Genomic DNA, 17,162 nt, shown 5'->3' with positions numbered 1-17,162 from the left:
ATAGAAATACCCGGTGGAGAAAATCATTCTTATGAGATTCCTTACCGGGTATTTGTGATTTTGAATTTATTTAGCAGCAGCCTGTTTGCCAAACAGCGTATTTTTGTACTTGGAAAGTGCAGTAAGAAGTACCATTCCAAAGATTCCGCAGGAAATGATCTCTCCGGCACCTACTGTAAGCATCATAAGTGGAATCGGAAGATTGACGGAATAGCCGTAACGAAGTACGAATGGAACCAGAACTGCATTGGCTACGATTGGTGGAACTGGTGCCAGCCATTTGTTGCTGTTACGAAGTTTGTAGGTAAATACAGCTCCGATGAGGGTAGCGATACTTCCGAATGCAATATCCAGAGGAATTGCACCGCCAAGCAGGTTGGCAAGGATACAGCCTACAAAAAGACCAGGAATGGCAGCTGGTGTGAAGAATGGAAGAATGGTCAGGGCTTCGGAAATTCGAACCTGGATCTCTCCATAGCTAAACGGTGCAAACACCAGTGTCAGTACAACATAGACAGCCGCAATCAGCGCTGCCTGCACCAGAAACAGGGTACTCTTGTTTTTCATATTCATTTGTCTCCTTTAGTTTTGTTTTACGAGTGGAAGGTCACGAACACTCGATTCATTTTGCGCCGGGAATCGGCGGAAAAGCCGCTTAAGACCTTATTTTTCTGGGCTTTTCAACGGGCATGAGTATAGCATATTTAGGAGAGAAATGCAAGGGGAAATGTGGTCGTACCCACAATTTACCCACAATGGAATTTTAATAATCAAAAAGTTGCTTTAATGCTGCCAATTGGAGAGGATAATTGGCATTTAATTATTCAAAAGGTTGGATAAGACTTAGGGAACTAACTACCGCGTCATATTGGCTACATAATTCATTTCGGTGCAGATCTCGATATGCACTAAAAAAGTCTTCCCATGAATTATCATCTTTTAATATAGGATTGTTAAAATCGCGCAGGATTTTTTCTTTCCATGCCTGGTATATTGTACTGTCAATGGTTCCATCCAGATAGAGAGCACGAGTCTTTTTCCAAGCTGTTAAAAACGTATTTAAAACAGAATCTGTAAATAAAATTGCAAGGCGAGCTGTTTCTGTGCAGGGATCGGTTTCGTTACAAGCATCAAACCACAAAGAAACTGAGCCATCATCTAACGCAAATAATCTTTTTATATAATCTGAATAGGTTTTTGCTGCAGGTTCTTCATTTCCTGCAGTAGAATCATCTCTTAAGCCAAAGAGCCAGTCAATAGAACAATCACATGTTTCTGCCATTTTTATAAGCGTCGGTGTTGGTGGCACTTTGGAACCATTCTCGTAGGCTGAAATTGAAGCCATTGTACATCCTACCTTTTCTCCAAATTCTTTTTGGGTAGAACCATCTCTTTTTCTCAATTCTCTTAAACGCTCGGGAATAAAATTTATTTTTTTCGTCATAATATTGAGCCTCCATAAAATTATTTTAACGTTATCTTTGTTTATTACATATTATCACTGTACATGTAAAAAATCAATAGAAATTAACAATAAAAACCTGTATTGACAAAATATATATTACAGTTCATAATATCAATATAAATTAATAAATATCAACGATAAAAGGAGAGGACAACATGAGAGAAGCGAGAAAAGAGATGCCAGAAATTAAAACTGGAAAGATTGAACAAGCGTGTGCAAGGTACGGATTAGGACGGAATACCATGCGTAAGGTAGCAGGTGAAGCCGGTGCAGAAATTAAGATTGGTAAATGTTATCTGATCAATTTTTCAAAAGTAGATGCTTACATGGACAGCCTGGCAAACTAAAAATGGTATCGCGAAATGACAGTACAAGAAGAAGTAAACGCGGTTGTGAAAGCTGCAAAAGAGTATCGGTGGGGATCAGAACTTTATGAGCGGATGAGAAACCTAATCATTCGGGCAAATGTGAATATATTTAATATTCTCAGAAATAACCTGCTGCCAGAGGAATATGAGCAATTAGATCTGGAATATTGCGAGTATTTCCGCCCAGGACAAAAAGAGCTGAGCGAATGGGTAAGATCAGAAAGAAAGAGAGGTGAGCATGAAGCGTGGAAGGAAAAAAGAAGACGGCTTCTGGAACAGAAAAAGAAGCTGCTCTTGCGGAGCTTGACAGAGTAGAAAGGGAACTGGCAGAGCTTGGCCCGGATCCAGCTCTGGAGGCAGACAAGAAAAGTAATGCAGTCCTGGATAAGGGAAAAACCAGACCATTGAAAGAAGTTAAGTATCCTGTAGCAGTGAGTGCAAGTGAATTAAAAAAGATGGAAATACCACAAATTGTGTGGATTGTGGATAGGCTTCTTCCAGTTGGCGTTTCAATGATTGGTGCACCTAGTAAGTATTTTAAGAGTTATATGGCTCTGGGACTGTGCCTGGCTGTATGTACAGGTGAAAAGTTCTTAAGTTTTCAGTGTAACAAATACGCCTGTCTGTATCTGGATCTGGAAAGTACAAAGCGTAGACCAAAGAGCCGGTTAAAACAAATTATCCCAAACGGTGACTGGCCTGAGAATTTTTACATATTGACTGCAGAAGATGAAGTAAGCAAGATCAATGAAGGATTTACAGAACAGATTGAACATCAGTTAAATCAGCATCCAGATATCAAACTTATTATTGTAGATGTATTCCAGATGATTCGACAACCTGCTAAAAGAAACCAATCGGGGTATGATCGAGATTATGACGATTTTAAGGTTTTGAAAAGAATTGCAGATAGTCATGAAATTGCATTACTACTCATTCATCACACAAGAAAGATGAAAGATCCAGGGGATGTTTTTAATGAATTGTCAGGATCTGTTGGAGTTATGGGAGCATTAGACTGTGCGTGGATTATCACGAAAGAAGATCGGTATTCTGATGAGGGTACTTTGAATGTTACAGGACGTGATATGGAAAGTCAGAAGCTGAAGATACGTTTTAATAAATGTACATTTCAGTGGGAGTATGTTGGCACAGAGGAAGATGTAAATAAACAGAGAAGAATAGCCTGGTTTGCTCAGAATCCTATTAGAGAAACTATCCAGAAATTGGTGCAGCAAGGGAATGGATATTGGGAAGGTACTGCAGATGATATAAAAACAGCTAGTAAATATTTATCTTGGGAGATTAATGAAGATGTACGAAAAATAGGAAAATTTATTAGAGAGTTTGATGATTTATTTCAGGGGATTGATGGGATAAATGCAGTGCCCGGAAATTCAAAAACAAGAAGGTGGAAATTTAATGCTACTGATGATACTAATAATACTAATAATACCAATGCTACTAATGCTACTGAGTAATATAGGGAGCGATAGGTAGCGTTGTAGCATGGTAGCATGTGTTTTTTTACACAGGCAAAATCAGGTAGTGGAAAATGAAAGATTATTTCAAATATTGTAATGCTTTTGTCATTTTAACAAGAGAAGGAGTGGTTTTAACCTCTGATGATACAAGAATTACCCCAGAAGAGGACAGATATTTGCAGAATTTAAACAGAAGATTAAGTGAAAGAAAGTATAAGCGAGGAAAAGGTAGCATGACATTGGATATTAAAGCTTTAAGAGAACAGCTAAATAAAACCAGGCGTGATATTGATCGGAATGTTTATCTTATAAAATCGGCTGAAGCTAAGATGTTGAGAGTGGATCCGGGTGGCGGTGAATTTTACGATCTGATTGATACAGTAGAAAATGTCAAGAGTGAAATTGAAAAGTTGAAATGTAGTGAAGTACAGTTGATGAAAAAAGCATGGGACTTAGAGCAAAAGGAGCGGTCTGATGAAAGAACAGCAAATATGGATTAAGACAATGGATTCGGCAGCAGAGGTTGGAAACCTTATTCTTGCACTGTTTGAAGAGGATGAGGATTATAGCGGAGAAATGCGTGTTCTGGTTGGAAAGCCAGAAAGTGGGGGATATGAAAAGCTGAGCCACATATATGACTTGTCAAGTATGGCTGTGAATGTTATGAAAGAGCATTATGGAGACAGAAATGTGGAAGTTATCACCAAAGAAAACGGCTATGGTCTGCTGCCAGATTATGAAAAGGGAAGTATGGAAGCGATAGAGGAACAGCTGAAGAATATTGATCATCATTTAGAATCTATCAGTGGTTCTTTGAAAAAGCTTTCTCGCTGTGTAACGGAAGCTCCGGAAAGAGATGTCTTTACTATTTGCGGAGCTGTTTCAACCTCGGAGTACTAGTGAGAAAGGAGAACAATGGTAGAAGAAGTTTTGAAAACAGGTCAGCGCAATGCTCTTTCACCGGAATATCTGGCAAAGAGGTTGAACCTTGGAACAGTCAGGGCATTGCAGAAACAGGTAGAGAAAGAACGCTGGGAAGGTGCTGTTATTCTTTCTACGTCCATTCCTCCGGGCGGTTACTATCTGCCAGAGAATGAAAGAGAGGTAAGGCAGTTTATCAGAACCTTGGAGAACAGAGCTGATAATACCCTGGGAGCACTGAAAAGTGCCAGGGCATATCTGGAAAAAGCAAAATAGCCCACTGCACAAGGCAGCAGGCAACCGGATTGTATGCAGTTATTGTAAAGGGGGTGTTGCCTTGTGTCAAGCCAGAAGATGAGCAATAAGCAGCTTGTGTTGAGAATCAAAGCCGGTGAGAACGTTGCTGATAATATGCTGCAGCTCTGGCAGCAGAACCAAGGATTTATCAGATCTATTGCAAAGAAATATGCAGCTTATGAGGAAATTGAGGATTTGATCCAGCAGGGATATTTTGGAATGTGCAATGCAGTAAATGGGTATGATCCAGAAAACGGTGTTTCTTTTCTGCACTATGCTTCTTTCTGGATCCGGCAGAGTATACATGGCTACATAGAAGATTGCGGAAAAATTGTGAGATTGCCAAGACATTTCCGGGGGAAGTTGACGAAATACAAGCAATTCACTGCTGCCATGTATGCGGAGCTTAACCGGAGACCGACTGATCAGGAACTCTGCTATTATCTGGATGTCGGATATGAGAAGCTGGAAGAACTGAAGCGGGCAGCAGTCTTGGATAAAATGGGGAGTCTTGATGTACCAGTAGGAGAAAACGAAGAAAGTACTCTGTGTGACGTCGTAGCGTGTCCAGATTGCTCCGAAAATGAAATCCTGGATAAAATACAGGCTGAACAGTTAAAAACGGTTATTTGGACTATTGTGGATGATTTGCCGGGAATAGCTCCGGAAGTTCTCAGGGCAAGATTCCAGGAAGATCTGACACTGAAAGAAACTGCTGCAAGGGTAGGGACCACAGTAGAAGCAGTCAGGCAATGGCAGAGCAAGGGACTTAGAGAACTGCGGAAACCTTCCATGAGCAATGAACTCAAACCCTTTATCTGGGATGATTATGTATACAATCAAGCTCTTCGTGGTAATGGTGCAGAGCACTTCAATCGGACTTGGACAAGCAGTACGGAAAGGATTGCCCTGGAAGAATGGTAGGATGGAAATTCCAAAACGAAACGAATCTTTCCTATACGCGCGTAGAATGTCAAGTTTTCTCAGGTTTTTGCTGTAATGTCCATGGGTTTTAAAACGACGAAACAACACGAATCAGGCTGCTTAAAAACAAACACGAATACCTTATAAAACCAACGAATCTGTGGCATGTAAAGGGCGGAATGTTCCGTAAATACTGGCTGGAACGCTCCATAAAAAAGCGAGCGTTCGGAAAAGAAAAACGAACGTTCGGGAAGAAATTGCATTGCAGCGTTGCAAAAGACAAATGCAACGCTGCGATTTCGGGATGTTAAGAAATGTTAAGGTTTTGCGGAGGTTATTCCGGGAATACTCAAGAAAACTCCAGTTTTTAACGCAGTAGTTACTGAAGCTGCCGGGGAGCAGCGTTTTCTCAATGAAGCATATATCAAAGTGCGGATCCAGGCTTTTTATGAGGTCCCCAAGAGCTGTTCCAAGGTAAGAAGGACGGCTATGTTAAACGGGGAACTCCTTCCGGCAAAGAAACCGGATATTGACAACATCGTAAAAGCTGTTCTGGATGCCCTTAATGAGGTGGCATACCGGGATGATACACAGGTCGTGGAGCTGCAGGTAAGAAAGCAGTACAGCGAAAGACCAAGACTGGAGATCTGCAATGAACGGCTGGAAGAGTTTTTATCCTTTGAAAAAGGGAAGGACCAAGAAGGCAGAAGCAAAGAATATTTTGCTTATCAGATGTTTGCAGGGCATTAGAAATAGCAAATGTAGGAAATGTAAAACAGTGGTTATCTGAAATGGGTATCCGTACTGTGGAGCCCCTTTTGACCGAACAAATCGTTATATCCGGTCGAAAACGAGGGGGGATATTTATCAATGAATCGAGGCTTTGCAGCCTTATTCTATCCAGTTGGACGCTGATAAACTTAGCGACAAAACAGCGTCGAGTTTAGGAAAGCGCGGTTGTTGGCTTATCAATGAATCTGGTCTTTACAGCCTTGTATTGTCCCGTAAGCTTGTATCTGCAGAGCAATTACAATACATGGTAATGAGGATGACAAACTTAATAACGATTTGTTATCGAATTTGTAGACTGGTTTCCTAGAATGGCAGAATATGGTTTTGAAGCAGAAAAAGACTTTTGCTCAAAAATGAGCGAAAGTACAGGAGGTAGACCGGTTGCGGATTATGAGATCTCCGTAGACGTGATGAGACATATTTATCTTATAGGAGGAACCGGCGCAGTTAGGAGAAGCCAAAATTGGATTGAGCTCAAAAAATAAGTTTGCCAATAAAATAGTTTGGCAGAATAAGAAAGGCGCTGGCAATTTTTCCTTGGGGTGGAACTAAGAAGAAGCAGCTCAACGCAAAATTGCGTTCACCGCTCAGAGGCATCTGATCAGAAGGAACAAATGGTGGAATCCATTGTCAACAGAGTACCGGTGCAATATTGCTCAAAATTAAGCGGCGATTCTATTGCTGAAAACTCAGCAGTGCAGAAGGGAGAAAATGAATGAACGAACTTGTTTATTTGAAAAATGATGAAGCGGTATGTGATAGTCTACAGGTGGCGGAGAAATTTGAAATGCGACATGATAATGTGCTACGTGCTATTGATAATTTGCAGAAATCGCTCCTCAATTTTGAGGAACCCTCAAAGATGTTTATTGCCAGCAAAAGAAAGGCAGATGATGGACAGTATCATAGAATGTATCTGATGAATCGGGACGGTTTTTCCCTGCTGGTAATGGGATTTACTGGTAAAGATGCCCTTGCATGGAAATTGCAGTATATAAAAGCATTTAACCAGATGGAAAAACTTATCCGGGAAAAGGGGACTGCTGCCTACAGGATCTCTGATCAGGAAGAGAGGATGACCAGGAGGACAGAAACAGATGCTATCAAGGAATTTGTGGAGTATGCCAGAGCGCAGGGAAGTATTCATGCAGATCATTATTACAGCAACTGTACCAGGCTTGCATATAAGATTGTGGGGATCACAGATAAGGGAACTGCGGCCGGATCTCAGCTGGATGATTTGTCCCTGGTGGAGCATCTGATTGCGCATACTTTGAGAACCGGTATGGCAGCAGGACGGGGCTACAAGGATATTTACCTGGACTGCAAACACCGGCTGGAATCCATGAAATATCTGCAGTGTACAGCGTGATAGGTGGGAAATCATTGGTGTGAAAGCATAAAACCGGGGCAAAAACGGATGAAAACCATGTGAGGGTAGAATTTAGGGTAAGACAAAAAGAGCAGAAAAAAGCCGCTTGTTATATTGGCAACAAACGGCTAGGGGATAGAATCCTGAAATGGAAATCCACTATTTTAAAAATTGAGTTGATTGAAATCAATATACAGGTCTTCATAAATACCTACTTTGATCGTGTCAGCAAAGGTGTATTGTTCGGAATCGCTGGTATCGAAGTTGTAGACAATGACAAAGTTCTTGAGTGGATCCACAATCCAATATTCACGAACACCTGCGGTCCGGTATTTGAATAGCTTGGTGAAATAATCCATTCGCCTGCTGCCGGGGGAGACAATTTCAACGATCCAGTCCGGGGCACCAGTACAGCCCTTATCGTTGAGCTTGTTTGGGTCACAGATCACGGAGATATCCGGCTCTACATAGTTTTTATCATTCTCGCTTAGAAATACGGCAAATGGAGAGACATAGATTTTGCAGGAACCTCTCTTGGAATCAATGTAATCTGCAATCTTCCGATACAGTGCGCCAACGATATCTTGGTGTTTTCTGGTAGGTGGTGCCATGTAGTAGATCTGACCGTCAATCAGTTCTGCCCTGGTTCCTTCTGGTAAAGCATAAATATCTTCGATAGTGTAATCTTCTCGTTGTGGTAATGGCATAGTAACACATCCTTTCTTGGAAAACATTAATAAGTTTCAAGTAAGTGTTATGGTTGTGGTGGTGTTGCTTGTTGGAAGTCAATAACTAAATCATAGCCCATTGCAGAGAGGACTTTTTGAGCATCTTCGAATCCAAAGTTTTTCTTGTTTAGTAGTTTGGTAAGTCCTTGGGGCTTTATGTTTAACTGTTCAGCAATTTCCCTTTGTGATATTTGTTTTTCAAGCATGAGCTTTTTTATCTCAATAACGATTTGTTCATTATCTTTGTAATGTATGGACATATTGCACCTCCTTTTTACTAAAGTATAATAAAAATAAGGTTATAAGTCAATCTAAAAAGATGAAAAATAATACAAAATATATTACAAAATGGTTGACAAGTAACCCAAAACGGGTTATACTATAATCAGTTCAAGGGAACAGTACAACAGCGAAGGGTGAAAACGAAGTAGCGGAAGTACACCGGAGACACCAACATAATACCGGGCAAGGGTAAGCAAAGGAACAAAAGTTGCCGAGATTGGTTTAAGACCTGCCGGAGCTGATCGGGATTCCTAGAAGAGAAAGGAGATGCATACATGAGATATAATTTATCAAAAATCATGTTGAAAGCCTGGAAGGTTTACCGCAAGACAAAGGGTATCAGTTTTGCTGAAGCCCTTCACAGAGCATGGTTATCCGCCAAGGCCGAGAAAGTCAATACCAAGCGTATTGAACAGAGCAAGGCTGCTGCAGGTATTACAGAAGAAATCAACACCTACACCGGATGGAAGCAATTAGGCTATGAGGTTCTTCATGGATCCAAGGCATTATTTAACTGCTGCCTGATCTGGGGGAGCAGGGGAGATGGTGCTACCTATAAGGCGAGCTTTTTCGGGGAATCCCAGGTACAACCGATATGACAGCAGAAGAGGTTTTGAAATACATTCAGCTGGTAAGCAGAAAATCTTTTATTATTTGTCATAGCGGTAATGACTGGAAACCAGAATATGAGATTGAAATGAAGCAGATTGATCAAGAACTTGCTTTACTTCGTCCCTTGGTGGATGCAGAGCATGCTAAAAGAAAGGAGTTTGAGAGATGTTCACAGCAACAGAAGCAGTATTAATTTTCTTTTCTGGTGTGATGTGTACCATTTTATTTCAGATCACACATGATGGAAAAGAATTATAAAAAAGTGCCCTTGTCAGCGCTACCAACACTGACAGGGGCGAGTAACCCGGCAACCACGAATTAACCAGATCTCTGTCATTATACAGGAATCTGGTCTTCGAAATCAAGAGAAAAAGAGGGTAAGACCATTGGAGAATTTAAAAAGTATTAAAAAAATTCTGTTTGATATGGATAACAATTTGACTGAAGCTGAATGCGCCATAGAGAAAGGCAAAGCCTTTAACGAATTATGGGAAAAGGAAGTAAAGAAGGTTCCGGAAGCAATTAAGGAAGCGTCAGGAGGGCAGGAGCAATGACAACGCAGATTACCCACCTGGCAGCAGAGTTTATTCTTGAATTGTCTAAGGCAACTCCGGAAGATTATCTGCAGTTAAAATTGATGATGTTGTCAGCTGTGCGGCATCCGCAGGTAGAAACTTTTCTGCAGAAGGTGTTTTCCCTGGCGGATGAGAAAAGACCGCAGCTGCTTGAAATGAAATAAAAATGTGATATCCGTTTTGCAAAAAAAAGAGAAATGATGGCCCAACCCAAAAGTGGGGGTCAGGTATCACTTCTCTCATTGGATAAATTTTACAATAATATCTGCAAAAGTGCAATACTTTCACGAAAACCGAAGTTGATACATATTTTCAGCAAATTGCGCCGGCGCAACTCCTGGAAATAGAATCCTGGAGCCGGTGCGGTACTGCTGCCGATTCCTGAAATGCTGCGCCAACAGTCTGATCGGGAACGACAGTGGGATAAAAAATACTTAGAGAACGTGGAGCAATACCCTGGTGAGTTACCAGATCACCAGGCAAGAGATCAATATTTTGTTAGGGGGTGATTTTGTGGCAGTAGATAAAAAAGGCAAGCAATTACCGCCTGGTATTCGTCAGAGAGCAAATGGACGCTATGAGGGCCGTGTTAAGGTTGAATATAGGAGCTATTCTGTATACGCGGATACCATTACAGAAACCAAAAAGAAAATGCGTGAGCTGAAGTATAAGCTGGATCATGGTCTTTTTGTTGAGAAAGAGAAAATCACTCTGGACGAATGGAATAAGACCTGGATGGTGCAATACAAGAAAAATCGCGTGAAGAACAGTACATATAACAGTTACCAGAAATACTATAAGGGTGCGATCAGTAAGCGCCTGGGAAAGAAAAATATTGTGGACATTCGTGGAGAGCATATCCAGAGTTTGTACAATGATCTCGTTAAAGAAGAATGGGCGCTTTCCAGTATCAAGGTAGTAGCGGCAGTTTTAAATGGATGTTTTCAGCAGGCATTGAAAAATGGGCTGATAGAGCGCAATCCGGTTAAACTGGCAGAGCTTCCAAGGCAGAAAGAGCGGAAGGAAAGACAGGCCATGACGAAAGAGCAACAGGCGCTGTTCATGGAATATGCCAAGGAGAGCTATTTATACAATTTCTTTGCAGTTATGCTTCGTACCGGTATGAGATCCGGAGAGTTGAAAGGCTTGAAGTATACGGATATTGATAAAAAGGAAAATGTGATTCATGTACAACGGACATTGAAGTATATTGAAGGTCAGGGATACCTGGAAGATACTCCGAAAACGAGAACATCTACAAGGGATATTCCATTAACAGAGGATATATTGGCACTTCTGGAGAACCAGAAAGGGTACTGGGGCTTTAAGGTGGAACGTCTGGACAGATATTTATTCTGCAATGAAGAGGGAAAGCCATTGAGCCGGGAGCGTGTGCAAGCAGAGATTGACCGAACAATTAAACGGATCCGGGCAGCAGGGCATGATTTTCCCCGGATAACTTCACATGTATTTCGGCATACATTTGCCACCAGAGCTATAGAAGCCGGAATGCAGCCGCAGGTTTTAAAAACGATCCTGGGACACAGCTCCCTGGCAATGACAATGGATTTATACAGTCATGTGTTACCAGATACTAAGGCAGAAGAAATGCAAAAGATCATAAGCATGTTTTGATAGAGGGCAGCTGAAAACGCTGCTCTTTTGTAGTTTTAGCGTACCCACTTTCGTACCCACAATGGCATAACACTTGGCAAATGAAGATAAAAAGAAAGTCCCAGAAAAACAGGCTTTCTGGGACTGTATGAACTATGATAAAAGCTGATAAATATATTTAATAAGAAGTTTTGTTTTACGAGTGGAAGGTCACGAACACTCGATTCATTTTCGCGCTGCAATGAGTCAAGCGGCCATGCTTGCATGGACATTTGACGAATGCCGCGGAGGCATATACCAGAAGGTATATGACCTACGCCGGGAATCGGCGGAAAAGCCGCTTAAGACCTTATTTTTCAGGGCTTTTCAACGGGTATCAGTATAACATATAGAATTCCGGTTTTCAAGAGGTTATTCCCAAAATGTTCGGAGCATACCCACATTTACCCATATTTACAGTGCCGTTTATACAACTTTTCCTGTAATACAGCAAAAGTTTTTAGGGTTGTTATTCCTTCTGAATCATAGTAATCTGTAGATATCTTATGAAGAGAACCGCATTTGTCGGTTTGCAGGTCAGGAGGAAAAAACATGTCAGATATCAGAATACAAAAATACAAAAATCCCATTATTTCCGGTTACAATCCAGATCCGTCGATTTGTAGAGTCGGGGATGATTTTTATCTTGTAAATTCAACTTTTGAATTCTATCCCGGAGTTCCGGTTTACCACAGTAAGAATCTTGTGAACTGGGAATTGATCAATTACTGTCTGAGAGATAAAGAGCAGCTTTATCTGGACGGTGTTCGGCCGTCAGGCGGAATTTATGCGCCGATGCTCTGTTACCATAACGGTGAGTTTTTTATGACCACTACCAATGTGTCACATAAGGGGCATTTGATCGTACATACCAGCGATATTTACGGGGAATGGTCAAAGCCGGTATGGATTGATCAGGGAGGGATTGATCCTACTTTGTTGTTTGATGGCGAAGATGTTTACTTCGCCTCTACTTCCAGAGATGAAGATGACAGAGACGGAATTTTTATGTGCAAAATCAATCCATACACAGGGGAAAAGTTGTCCGAAAGTGTTTGTATCAGCCATGGCTGCGGCGGAATCTGTCCGGAGGGACCACATATTTACAAGCTGAATGGAAAATATTATTTGCTTCTTGCAGAGGGAGGCACAGAATATGGACATATGGTTACCATGCAAAGAGCAGATTTTCCATTTGGACCGTATGAGGCGTGTCCCCATAATCCGATTCTCAGCCACAGGGATAATCCAGATGGATCTATTGCCTGTACCGGACATGCAGATCTGGAAGTTGATCAGAATGGAAACTGGTGGCTGGTTTGTCTGGGAATTCGTCCCTCTTGTACTCCACAGCGAGGTCTGAAACTTCACCATCTTGGAAGAGAGACATTTTTAAGCCCTGTAATCTGGAATGAAGAGGGTTGGCCGGTTGTTGGAAATAATGGAAGAATAGATTTGGAGATGGAGGGACCACTTCCAGGTAATCAGGTGCAGCCGATATGCCGGAATTTTACAGATAATTTTTCGGAAGAGAAATTCAGCCTGCATTATAACTGGGTTCGAACTCCGCATATGGAGAATTATGTGCGGGATACCGCTGCCGGACAGCTTATTTTGAAGGGAACAAGCGTAACTTTAAATGATATGGATACTCCGACCTGGGTTGGAATCAAGCAGAAGGAATTTGATGTTGAGGCAGATGTTGTGGTGAGTCTGAAAGAAAATTTTTCAGATTCCTGTCTGGTTTCCCAAGACAGCAACGTCAAAGGTTTAAATAAAAGAGTGGGACTGGGGACATTCTACAATCAGTTTTATCATTATGAAATTTACTTAACCAGAGAGGACGGACAGTACAAGGTTTGTCTTTCCAGGCATATTCATGATATGTTTGCAAGAACAGCTGAGAAAGTAGTATCCTCTGGGGAAAATATTCATTTTCGTATTATCGGTAATCCTCTGGAATATGATTTCTGGTACAGCGAAGATGGAAAATACTATGAGAAGCTGGGAAGCGGCGCTACTGCAGGGCTGGCTACAGAAGGAACCATGTACATGAGTTTTACAGGAACTTATATCGGAATGTTCTCAGAAAATGCGGAAGGACATTTTAGAAATTTTTCAGTGAAGATAAATAAAAATTAATTGCTGAATAATCAAGGTTAACGGAAATCCCCGCCGGGCAGGATCGCACTGCGGCGCAAATATAAATGTGGCCGGAGGCGATCCGCTGCAGGCAGAGAATCCTGTAAATTGTGCCAAATCTGACTGGCAAAATGCATGGAAAAATCGAAGGATTACTTTTCCGCATCTGCAAGATTTTTCTTCAATTCGATCATTTTGTCACGCAGCTCTGCTGCCTGCTCGAAGTTCAAGTCGGCAGCAGCCTGGCGCATCTGTTTTTCCAACTGGGAGATCAGGTTCTTCAGCTCTTTTTTGCTCATGGATTCCGGATCCTTCTTCAGCTTCACTTCAGTTTCAGCAACTGCCTTGGAAACTGCAATCAGATCACGGACTGCCTTCTTAATAGTAGTAGGAGTAATTCCATGCTCCTTATTATAGGCTTTCTGGATTTCCCTGCGACGGTTGGTTTCCTCAATGGCATTTCTCATGGAATCCGTCATCACGTCTGCATACATGACAACGTGTCCTTCGCTGTTTCGGGCAGCACGGCCAATGGTCTGGATCAGGGAAGTCTCAGAACGAAGGAAGCCCTCCTTGTCTGCATCCAGAATAGCAACCAGAGTGATCTCAGGAATATCAAGTCCTTCTCGCAGAAGGTTAATGCCTACAAGCACATCAAATACATCCAGACGCATGTCGCGGATGATTTCTGCACGTTCCAGAGTATCAATATCCGAATGAAGATAACGGACACGGATTCCCACATCTTTCATATACTGGGTAAGATCCTCGGCCATTCGTTTGGTGAGAGTTGTGATCAGCACTTTGTTTTTCCTGGAGGTTTCTTTTGTTATTTCAGAAATCAGGTCGTCTATCTGTCCCTCTACAGGGCGCACCTCCACCTTCGGATCCAGAAGACCGGTAGGACGGATGATCTGCTCGGCGCGGAGAAGCTCATGGTCGTATTCATAATCTCCCGGGGTAGCAGATACAAACAAAACCTGGTCCAGTTTATTCTCAAATTCTTCAAAGCTCAGAGGGCGGTTATCCTTGGCAGAGGGCAGACGGAAACCATAGTCTACCAATGTCTGTTTACGGTTCTGGTCGCCTGCGTACATAGCGCCAACCTGTGGGACTGTCTTGTGTGACTCATCAATAATAAGAAGAAAATCATCCCCGAAATAATCCAGCAGAGTATAAGGTGGCTGCCCTGGCTCCAGTCCGGAAAGATGACGGGAATAGTTCTCAATACCGGAGCAGAAGCCGGTTTCTTTCATCATTTCAATATCAAAGTTGGTACGCTCGGAGATACGCTGGGCTTCCAGAAGCTTGTCTTCGCTTTTAAAGTAGTCTACCCGTTCTTTTAATTCCTCTTCAATGGCAATGGCTGCTTTCTGAATCTGCTCCGCTGGTACTACATAATGGGAAGCAGGGAAAATACCGATGTGCGCAAGCTGGCATTTGATTTCTCCGGTGAGCACATCAATCTCAGAGATACGGTCAATCTCATCTCCGAAAAACTCCACTCTGACAGCGGTATCTGAGCTGTTAGCCGGAAAAATCTCCAGAGTGTCGCCACGGACGCGGAAGGTACTTCGGTGGAAGTCCATTTCATTTCGGGTGTACTGAATGTCGATCAGCTCCCGGATAACCTCATCACGATCCTTAGTCATGCCAGGACGCAGGGAAATCATCATGTCCTGAAATTCCTGAGGAGAACCCAATCCATAGATACAGGACACAGAAGAGATGATAATAACATCTTTTCGCTCTGACATGGCGGCAGTGGCAGAAAGACGGAGCTTGTCAATTTCATCATTGATCGCAGAGTCCTTGGCAATATAAGTGTCAGAAGAAGGCACATATGCTTCTGGCTGGTAATAATCGTAATAGGAGACAAAATACTCCACCGCATTCTCCGGGAAGAATTCCTTAAACTCACCGTATAACTGTGCTGCCAGAGTTTTATTATGGGCCAGGATCAGAGTAGGCTTATTCAGCGCCTGAATAACGTTTGCCATAGTAAAAGTTTTACCAGAGCCGGTGACACCAAGCAGCGTCTCAAACTGATTTCCCTCTTTAAATCCCTTTACCAGTTTCTCAATAGCCTGTGGCTGATCGCCGGTTGGTTTATACTCGGAATGTAATTCAAAATGATCCATATGAGTCCTTTCTTTTATAAAATCAAACACGCTTTAACTGTTTTCAGTATAGCATCCTTTTTTATAAAAGTACAGCAGAATCGAATATTTGTTCTGCCTTCTGAAATGCCAGAAGCATTCCAAAACTTTAATTGACAGACATACCTATAGTGCGTTATCTTAAAAAAGAAAAGCGTGATTGTTCATGACCTGACCAGTAACACGCTTCGCGATGCACAGAAATCATGCAGAATTATTAGGAGTGCCGGAAATGGAAGAAAAACAAAAGAATAAAAGATATGTGCTGAGAAAGCTTTTTTTTGCCTCGTTATATCTTAGTACGTTTACTTTTGGCGGCGGATATGTGATCGTTACTTTATTGAAAGAGAAATTTGTGGATCAATATCACTGGATCGATGAGGAAGAAATGCTGGATCTGGTGGCAATCGCACAGTCATCTCCAGGAGCAATCGCGGTAAACGGAGCAATTGTGGTGGGATACAAGCTTGGGGGAATACCGGGAATGCTGCTGTCGGTTCTGGGGGCTATTATTCCGCCAATGGTGATCCTGTCCCTGATTTCCTTGTTTTATGATGCATTCTGCTCTAATTATTATATAGCAGCTCTTTTGAAAGGCATGACTGCCGGCGTAGGTGCTGTGATCATTTCCGTGGTATACGACATGGGGAAAAACGTGGCGAAGTCAAAAGACTGGGTAAATGTGATTATTATGGTCATCAGTTTTTGTGCAAGCTATTTTCTGAAGGTGAACATTATTTATATAATACTTATTGTGGCTGTATTTGGATTTGCGCGTACACTTGTGAAGGAGGGCAGCAAAAAATGATTTATCTTCAGCTCTTTTTCAGCTTCCTTCAGATTGGTGCATTAAGCTTTGGAGGTGGATATGCAGCAATGCCTCTTATACAGGAACAGGTAGTGACTATGCATGGCTGGCTTTCTATGGAAACTTTTTCGGATCTTGTGACCATTGCAGAGATGACTCCTGGTCCTATTGCAGTAAACTCCGCAACCTTTGTAGGAACCAGGATTGCTGGTCCTGGTGGCGCAGTGGTGGCTACTCTTGGCTGTATTTTACCCTCCTGTATAATTGTAACCCTGCTGGCATATATTTACACGAAATACCGGAAAATGTCCCTTCTCCAGGGAACTCTTACATCCCTTCGCCCGGCGGTTGTGGCCATGATCGCCAAGGCAGGAGTCACCATTTTAGTATCATCCTTTTTTATAAATGGTGCACTGGAACTGTTTCGGGAAAACATATGCATTCGAATGGTGGTGTTCTTTACTGCCGCACTGGTGCTTTTAAGAAAATTTAAAATGAATCCCATTCTGGTGATGGTTTTGTGCGGTGTGGCAAATATGTTGTTTTGCGCGGCTGTCGGAAGCTGACTGGAAAATATATG

At 42.1% G+C, this 17,162-nt stretch carries 23 protein-coding genes; 18 read left to right on the top strand and 5 right to left on the bottom strand.

The window, feature by feature from the left end:
• Positions 1-66: 66 nt before the first annotated feature.
• Positions 67-567, bottom strand: a complete 501-nt coding sequence (locus AB5Z12_RS05715; RefSeq protein ID WP_148461260.1) for a QueT transporter family protein — start codon at positions 565-567, stop codon at positions 67-69.
• 253 nt (positions 568-820) lie between these two features.
• On the bottom strand, positions 821-1,444 hold the full coding sequence (locus tag AB5Z12_RS05710) for a helix-turn-helix domain-containing protein (RefSeq protein ID WP_148461261.1): 624 nt from the start codon (positions 1,442-1,444) through the stop codon (positions 821-823).
• A 176-nt stretch (positions 1,445-1,620) separates the two neighbouring features.
• Between AB5Z12_RS05710 and AB5Z12_RS05705 the strand changes: the two genes are divergently transcribed.
• From AB5Z12_RS05705 to AB5Z12_RS05660, 10 genes are all read left to right on the top strand, one after another.
• The gene (locus AB5Z12_RS05705) at positions 1,621-1,812 is read left to right on the top strand and encodes a DUF6462 family protein (RefSeq protein WP_148461262.1); all 192 of its coding nucleotides are present in this window, start codon (positions 1,621-1,623) and stop codon (positions 1,810-1,812) included.
• Positions 1,813-1,827: 15 nt separating this feature from the next.
• Entirely contained in the window at positions 1,828-2,148 is a 321-nt protein-coding gene (locus tag AB5Z12_RS05700) for a hypothetical protein (RefSeq protein WP_148461263.1), read from the top strand.
• Positions 2,149-2,237: 89 nt separating this feature from the next.
• On the top strand, positions 2,238-3,314 hold the full coding sequence (locus tag AB5Z12_RS05695; protein ID WP_195982653.1) for an AAA family ATPase: 1,077 nt from the start codon (positions 2,238-2,240) through the stop codon (positions 3,312-3,314).
• Positions 3,315-3,388: 74 nt separating this feature from the next.
• Positions 3,389-3,817: a hypothetical protein gene (locus AB5Z12_RS05690; protein WP_148461265.1), complete on the top strand. Its 429-nt coding sequence runs from the start codon at positions 3,389-3,391 to the stop codon at positions 3,815-3,817.
• Positions 3,792-4,217 carry a hypothetical protein gene (locus AB5Z12_RS05685; RefSeq protein WP_148461266.1) on the top strand — a complete coding sequence of 142 codons (426 nt, stop codon included), beginning with the start codon at positions 3,792-3,794 and terminating at the stop codon, positions 4,215-4,217. The genes AB5Z12_RS05690 and AB5Z12_RS05685 overlap by 26 nt, the downstream gene beginning before the upstream one ends.
• A 15-nt stretch (positions 4,218-4,232) precedes the next feature.
• Positions 4,233-4,514, top strand: a complete 282-nt coding sequence (locus AB5Z12_RS05680; protein ID WP_195379275.1) for a hypothetical protein — start codon at positions 4,233-4,235, stop codon at positions 4,512-4,514.
• A 63-nt stretch (positions 4,515-4,577) separates the two neighbouring features.
• Positions 4,578-5,459, top strand: coding sequence for a sigma-70 family RNA polymerase sigma factor (locus AB5Z12_RS05675; RefSeq protein ID WP_148461268.1), 882 nt, complete (start codon positions 4,578-4,580; stop codon positions 5,457-5,459).
• Between the two features lie 336 nt (positions 5,460-5,795).
• Entirely contained in the window at positions 5,796-6,209 is a 414-nt protein-coding gene (locus AB5Z12_RS05670; protein ID WP_148461269.1) for a RusA family crossover junction endodeoxyribonuclease, read from the top strand.
• A gap of 323 nt (positions 6,210-6,532) precedes the next feature.
• The gene (locus AB5Z12_RS05665) at positions 6,533-6,736 is read left to right on the top strand and encodes an antA/AntB antirepressor family protein (protein WP_227198736.1); all 204 of its coding nucleotides are present in this window, start codon (positions 6,533-6,535) and stop codon (positions 6,734-6,736) included.
• Positions 6,737-6,966: 230 nt separating this feature from the next.
• Positions 6,967-7,623: a Rha family transcriptional regulator gene (locus tag AB5Z12_RS05660; protein WP_148461271.1), complete on the top strand. Its 657-nt coding sequence runs from the start codon at positions 6,967-6,969 to the stop codon at positions 7,621-7,623.
• 164 nt (positions 7,624-7,787) lie between these two features.
• On the opposite strand, the gene AB5Z12_RS05655 is transcribed toward AB5Z12_RS05660, so the two are convergent.
• Both AB5Z12_RS05655 and AB5Z12_RS05650 read right to left on the bottom strand, forming a co-directional pair.
• Positions 7,788-8,330 (bottom strand): Uma2 family endonuclease, encoded by a 543-nt coding sequence (locus AB5Z12_RS05655; protein WP_148461272.1) that lies wholly within the window; start codon positions 8,328-8,330, stop codon positions 7,788-7,790.
• 47 nt (positions 8,331-8,377) lie between these two features.
• Positions 8,378-8,611: a helix-turn-helix transcriptional regulator gene (locus tag AB5Z12_RS05650; RefSeq protein WP_148461273.1), complete on the bottom strand. Its 234-nt coding sequence runs from the start codon at positions 8,609-8,611 to the stop codon at positions 8,378-8,380.
• 297 nt (positions 8,612-8,908) lie between these two features.
• On the opposite strand from AB5Z12_RS05650, the gene AB5Z12_RS05645 reads away from it, so the two are divergent.
• The 6 genes from AB5Z12_RS05645 (at position 8,909) to AB5Z12_RS05620 (ending at position 13,615) form a co-directional block, all read left to right on the top strand.
• Complete coding sequence (locus AB5Z12_RS05645) at positions 8,909-9,232, top strand: hypothetical protein (RefSeq protein ID WP_148461274.1); 324 nt, start codon at positions 8,909-8,911, stop codon at positions 9,230-9,232.
• Positions 9,229-9,438: a hypothetical protein gene (locus tag AB5Z12_RS05640; RefSeq protein ID WP_195379276.1), complete on the top strand. Its 210-nt coding sequence runs from the start codon at positions 9,229-9,231 to the stop codon at positions 9,436-9,438. Before AB5Z12_RS05645 ends, AB5Z12_RS05640 begins: the two co-directional genes overlap by 4 nt.
• A 193-nt stretch (positions 9,439-9,631) precedes the next feature.
• Entirely contained in the window at positions 9,632-9,799 is a 168-nt protein-coding gene (locus AB5Z12_RS05635; RefSeq protein WP_178090563.1) for a hypothetical protein, read from the top strand.
• Positions 9,796-9,984 carry a hypothetical protein gene (locus AB5Z12_RS05630; protein WP_148461276.1) on the top strand — a complete coding sequence of 63 codons (189 nt, stop codon included), beginning with the start codon at positions 9,796-9,798 and terminating at the stop codon, positions 9,982-9,984. The genes AB5Z12_RS05635 and AB5Z12_RS05630 overlap by 4 nt, the downstream gene beginning before the upstream one ends.
• Positions 9,985-10,279: 295 nt before the next feature.
• Positions 10,280-11,455 carry a tyrosine-type recombinase/integrase gene (locus AB5Z12_RS05625; protein WP_227198724.1) on the top strand — a complete coding sequence of 392 codons (1,176 nt, stop codon included), beginning with the start codon at positions 10,280-10,282 and terminating at the stop codon, positions 11,453-11,455.
• Positions 11,456-12,025: 570 nt separating this feature from the next.
• A complete protein-coding gene (locus AB5Z12_RS05620) occupies positions 12,026-13,615 on the top strand; it encodes a glycoside hydrolase family 43 protein (protein WP_173770632.1) in 1,590 nt (529 codons plus the stop codon).
• Between the two features lie 152 nt (positions 13,616-13,767).
• On the opposite strand, the gene uvrB is transcribed toward AB5Z12_RS05620, so the two are convergent.
• Positions 13,768-15,756, bottom strand: coding sequence for an excinuclease ABC subunit UvrB (gene uvrB, locus AB5Z12_RS05615; protein WP_173716404.1), 1,989 nt, complete (start codon positions 15,754-15,756; stop codon positions 13,768-13,770).
• A 250-nt stretch (positions 15,757-16,006) separates the two neighbouring features.
• Between uvrB and AB5Z12_RS05610 the strand changes: the two genes are divergently transcribed.
• Positions 16,007-16,582, top strand: coding sequence for a chromate transporter (locus AB5Z12_RS05610; RefSeq protein ID WP_118578566.1), 576 nt, complete (start codon positions 16,007-16,009; stop codon positions 16,580-16,582).
• Positions 16,579-17,148 (top strand): chromate transporter, encoded by a 570-nt coding sequence (locus tag AB5Z12_RS05605; RefSeq protein ID WP_118578564.1) that lies wholly within the window; start codon positions 16,579-16,581, stop codon positions 17,146-17,148. Before AB5Z12_RS05610 ends, AB5Z12_RS05605 begins: the two co-directional genes overlap by 4 nt.
• Positions 17,149-17,162 lie beyond the last annotated feature (14 nt).

Source organism: Ruminococcus sp. RTP21358st1_G6_RTP21358_211008, assembly GCF_040908885.1.
Classification (GTDB): Bacteria; Bacillota; Clostridia; order Lachnospirales; family Lachnospiraceae; genus Blautia_A; species Blautia_A faecis.
The sequence above is the reverse complement of the archived record's forward strand: the minus strand, read 5'-3'. Positions and strand labels throughout refer to the sequence as shown.

What these genes read in the sequence shown, in the direction of transcription:
- AB5Z12_RS05685 (WP_148461266.1), top strand. Translation starts at nt 3,792, where the DNA reads ATGAAAGAACAGCAAATATGGATTAAGACAATGGATTCGGCAGCAGAG.
- uvrB (WP_173716404.1), bottom strand. Translation starts at nt 15,756, where the DNA reads ATGGATCATTTTGAATTACATTCCGAGTATAAACCAACCGGCGATCAG.
- AB5Z12_RS05640 (WP_195379276.1), top strand. Translation starts at nt 9,229, where the DNA reads ATGACAGCAGAAGAGGTTTTGAAATACATTCAGCTGGTAAGCAGAAAA.
- AB5Z12_RS05700 (WP_148461263.1), top strand. Translation starts at nt 1,828, where the DNA reads ATGACAGTACAAGAAGAAGTAAACGCGGTTGTGAAAGCTGCAAAAGAG.
- AB5Z12_RS05655 (WP_148461272.1), bottom strand. Translation starts at nt 8,330, where the DNA reads ATGCCATTACCACAACGAGAAGATTACACTATCGAAGATATTTATGCT.
- AB5Z12_RS05620 (WP_173770632.1), top strand. Translation starts at nt 12,026, where the DNA reads ATGTCAGATATCAGAATACAAAAATACAAAAATCCCATTATTTCCGGT.
- AB5Z12_RS05715 (WP_148461260.1), bottom strand. Translation starts at nt 567, where the DNA reads ATGAAAAACAAGAGTACCCTGTTTCTGGTGCAGGCAGCGCTGATTGCG.
- AB5Z12_RS05630 (WP_148461276.1), top strand. Translation starts at nt 9,796, where the DNA reads ATGACAACGCAGATTACCCACCTGGCAGCAGAGTTTATTCTTGAATTG.
- AB5Z12_RS05705 (WP_148461262.1), top strand. Translation starts at nt 1,621, where the DNA reads ATGAGAGAAGCGAGAAAAGAGATGCCAGAAATTAAAACTGGAAAGATT.
- AB5Z12_RS05660 (WP_148461271.1), top strand. Translation starts at nt 6,967, where the DNA reads ATGAACGAACTTGTTTATTTGAAAAATGATGAAGCGGTATGTGATAGT.
- AB5Z12_RS05710 (WP_148461261.1), bottom strand. Translation starts at nt 1,444, where the DNA reads ATGACGAAAAAAATAAATTTTATTCCCGAGCGTTTAAGAGAATTGAGA.
- AB5Z12_RS05690 (WP_148461265.1), top strand. Translation starts at nt 3,389, where the DNA reads ATGAAAGATTATTTCAAATATTGTAATGCTTTTGTCATTTTAACAAGA.
- AB5Z12_RS05680 (WP_195379275.1), top strand. Translation starts at nt 4,233, where the DNA reads ATGGTAGAAGAAGTTTTGAAAACAGGTCAGCGCAATGCTCTTTCACCG.
- AB5Z12_RS05605 (WP_118578564.1), top strand. Translation starts at nt 16,579, where the DNA reads ATGATTTATCTTCAGCTCTTTTTCAGCTTCCTTCAGATTGGTGCATTA.
- AB5Z12_RS05645 (WP_148461274.1), top strand. Translation starts at nt 8,909, where the DNA reads ATGAGATATAATTTATCAAAAATCATGTTGAAAGCCTGGAAGGTTTAC.
- AB5Z12_RS05610 (WP_118578566.1), top strand. Translation starts at nt 16,007, where the DNA reads ATGGAAGAAAAACAAAAGAATAAAAGATATGTGCTGAGAAAGCTTTTT.
- AB5Z12_RS05650 (WP_148461273.1), bottom strand. Translation starts at nt 8,611, where the DNA reads ATGTCCATACATTACAAAGATAATGAACAAATCGTTATTGAGATAAAA.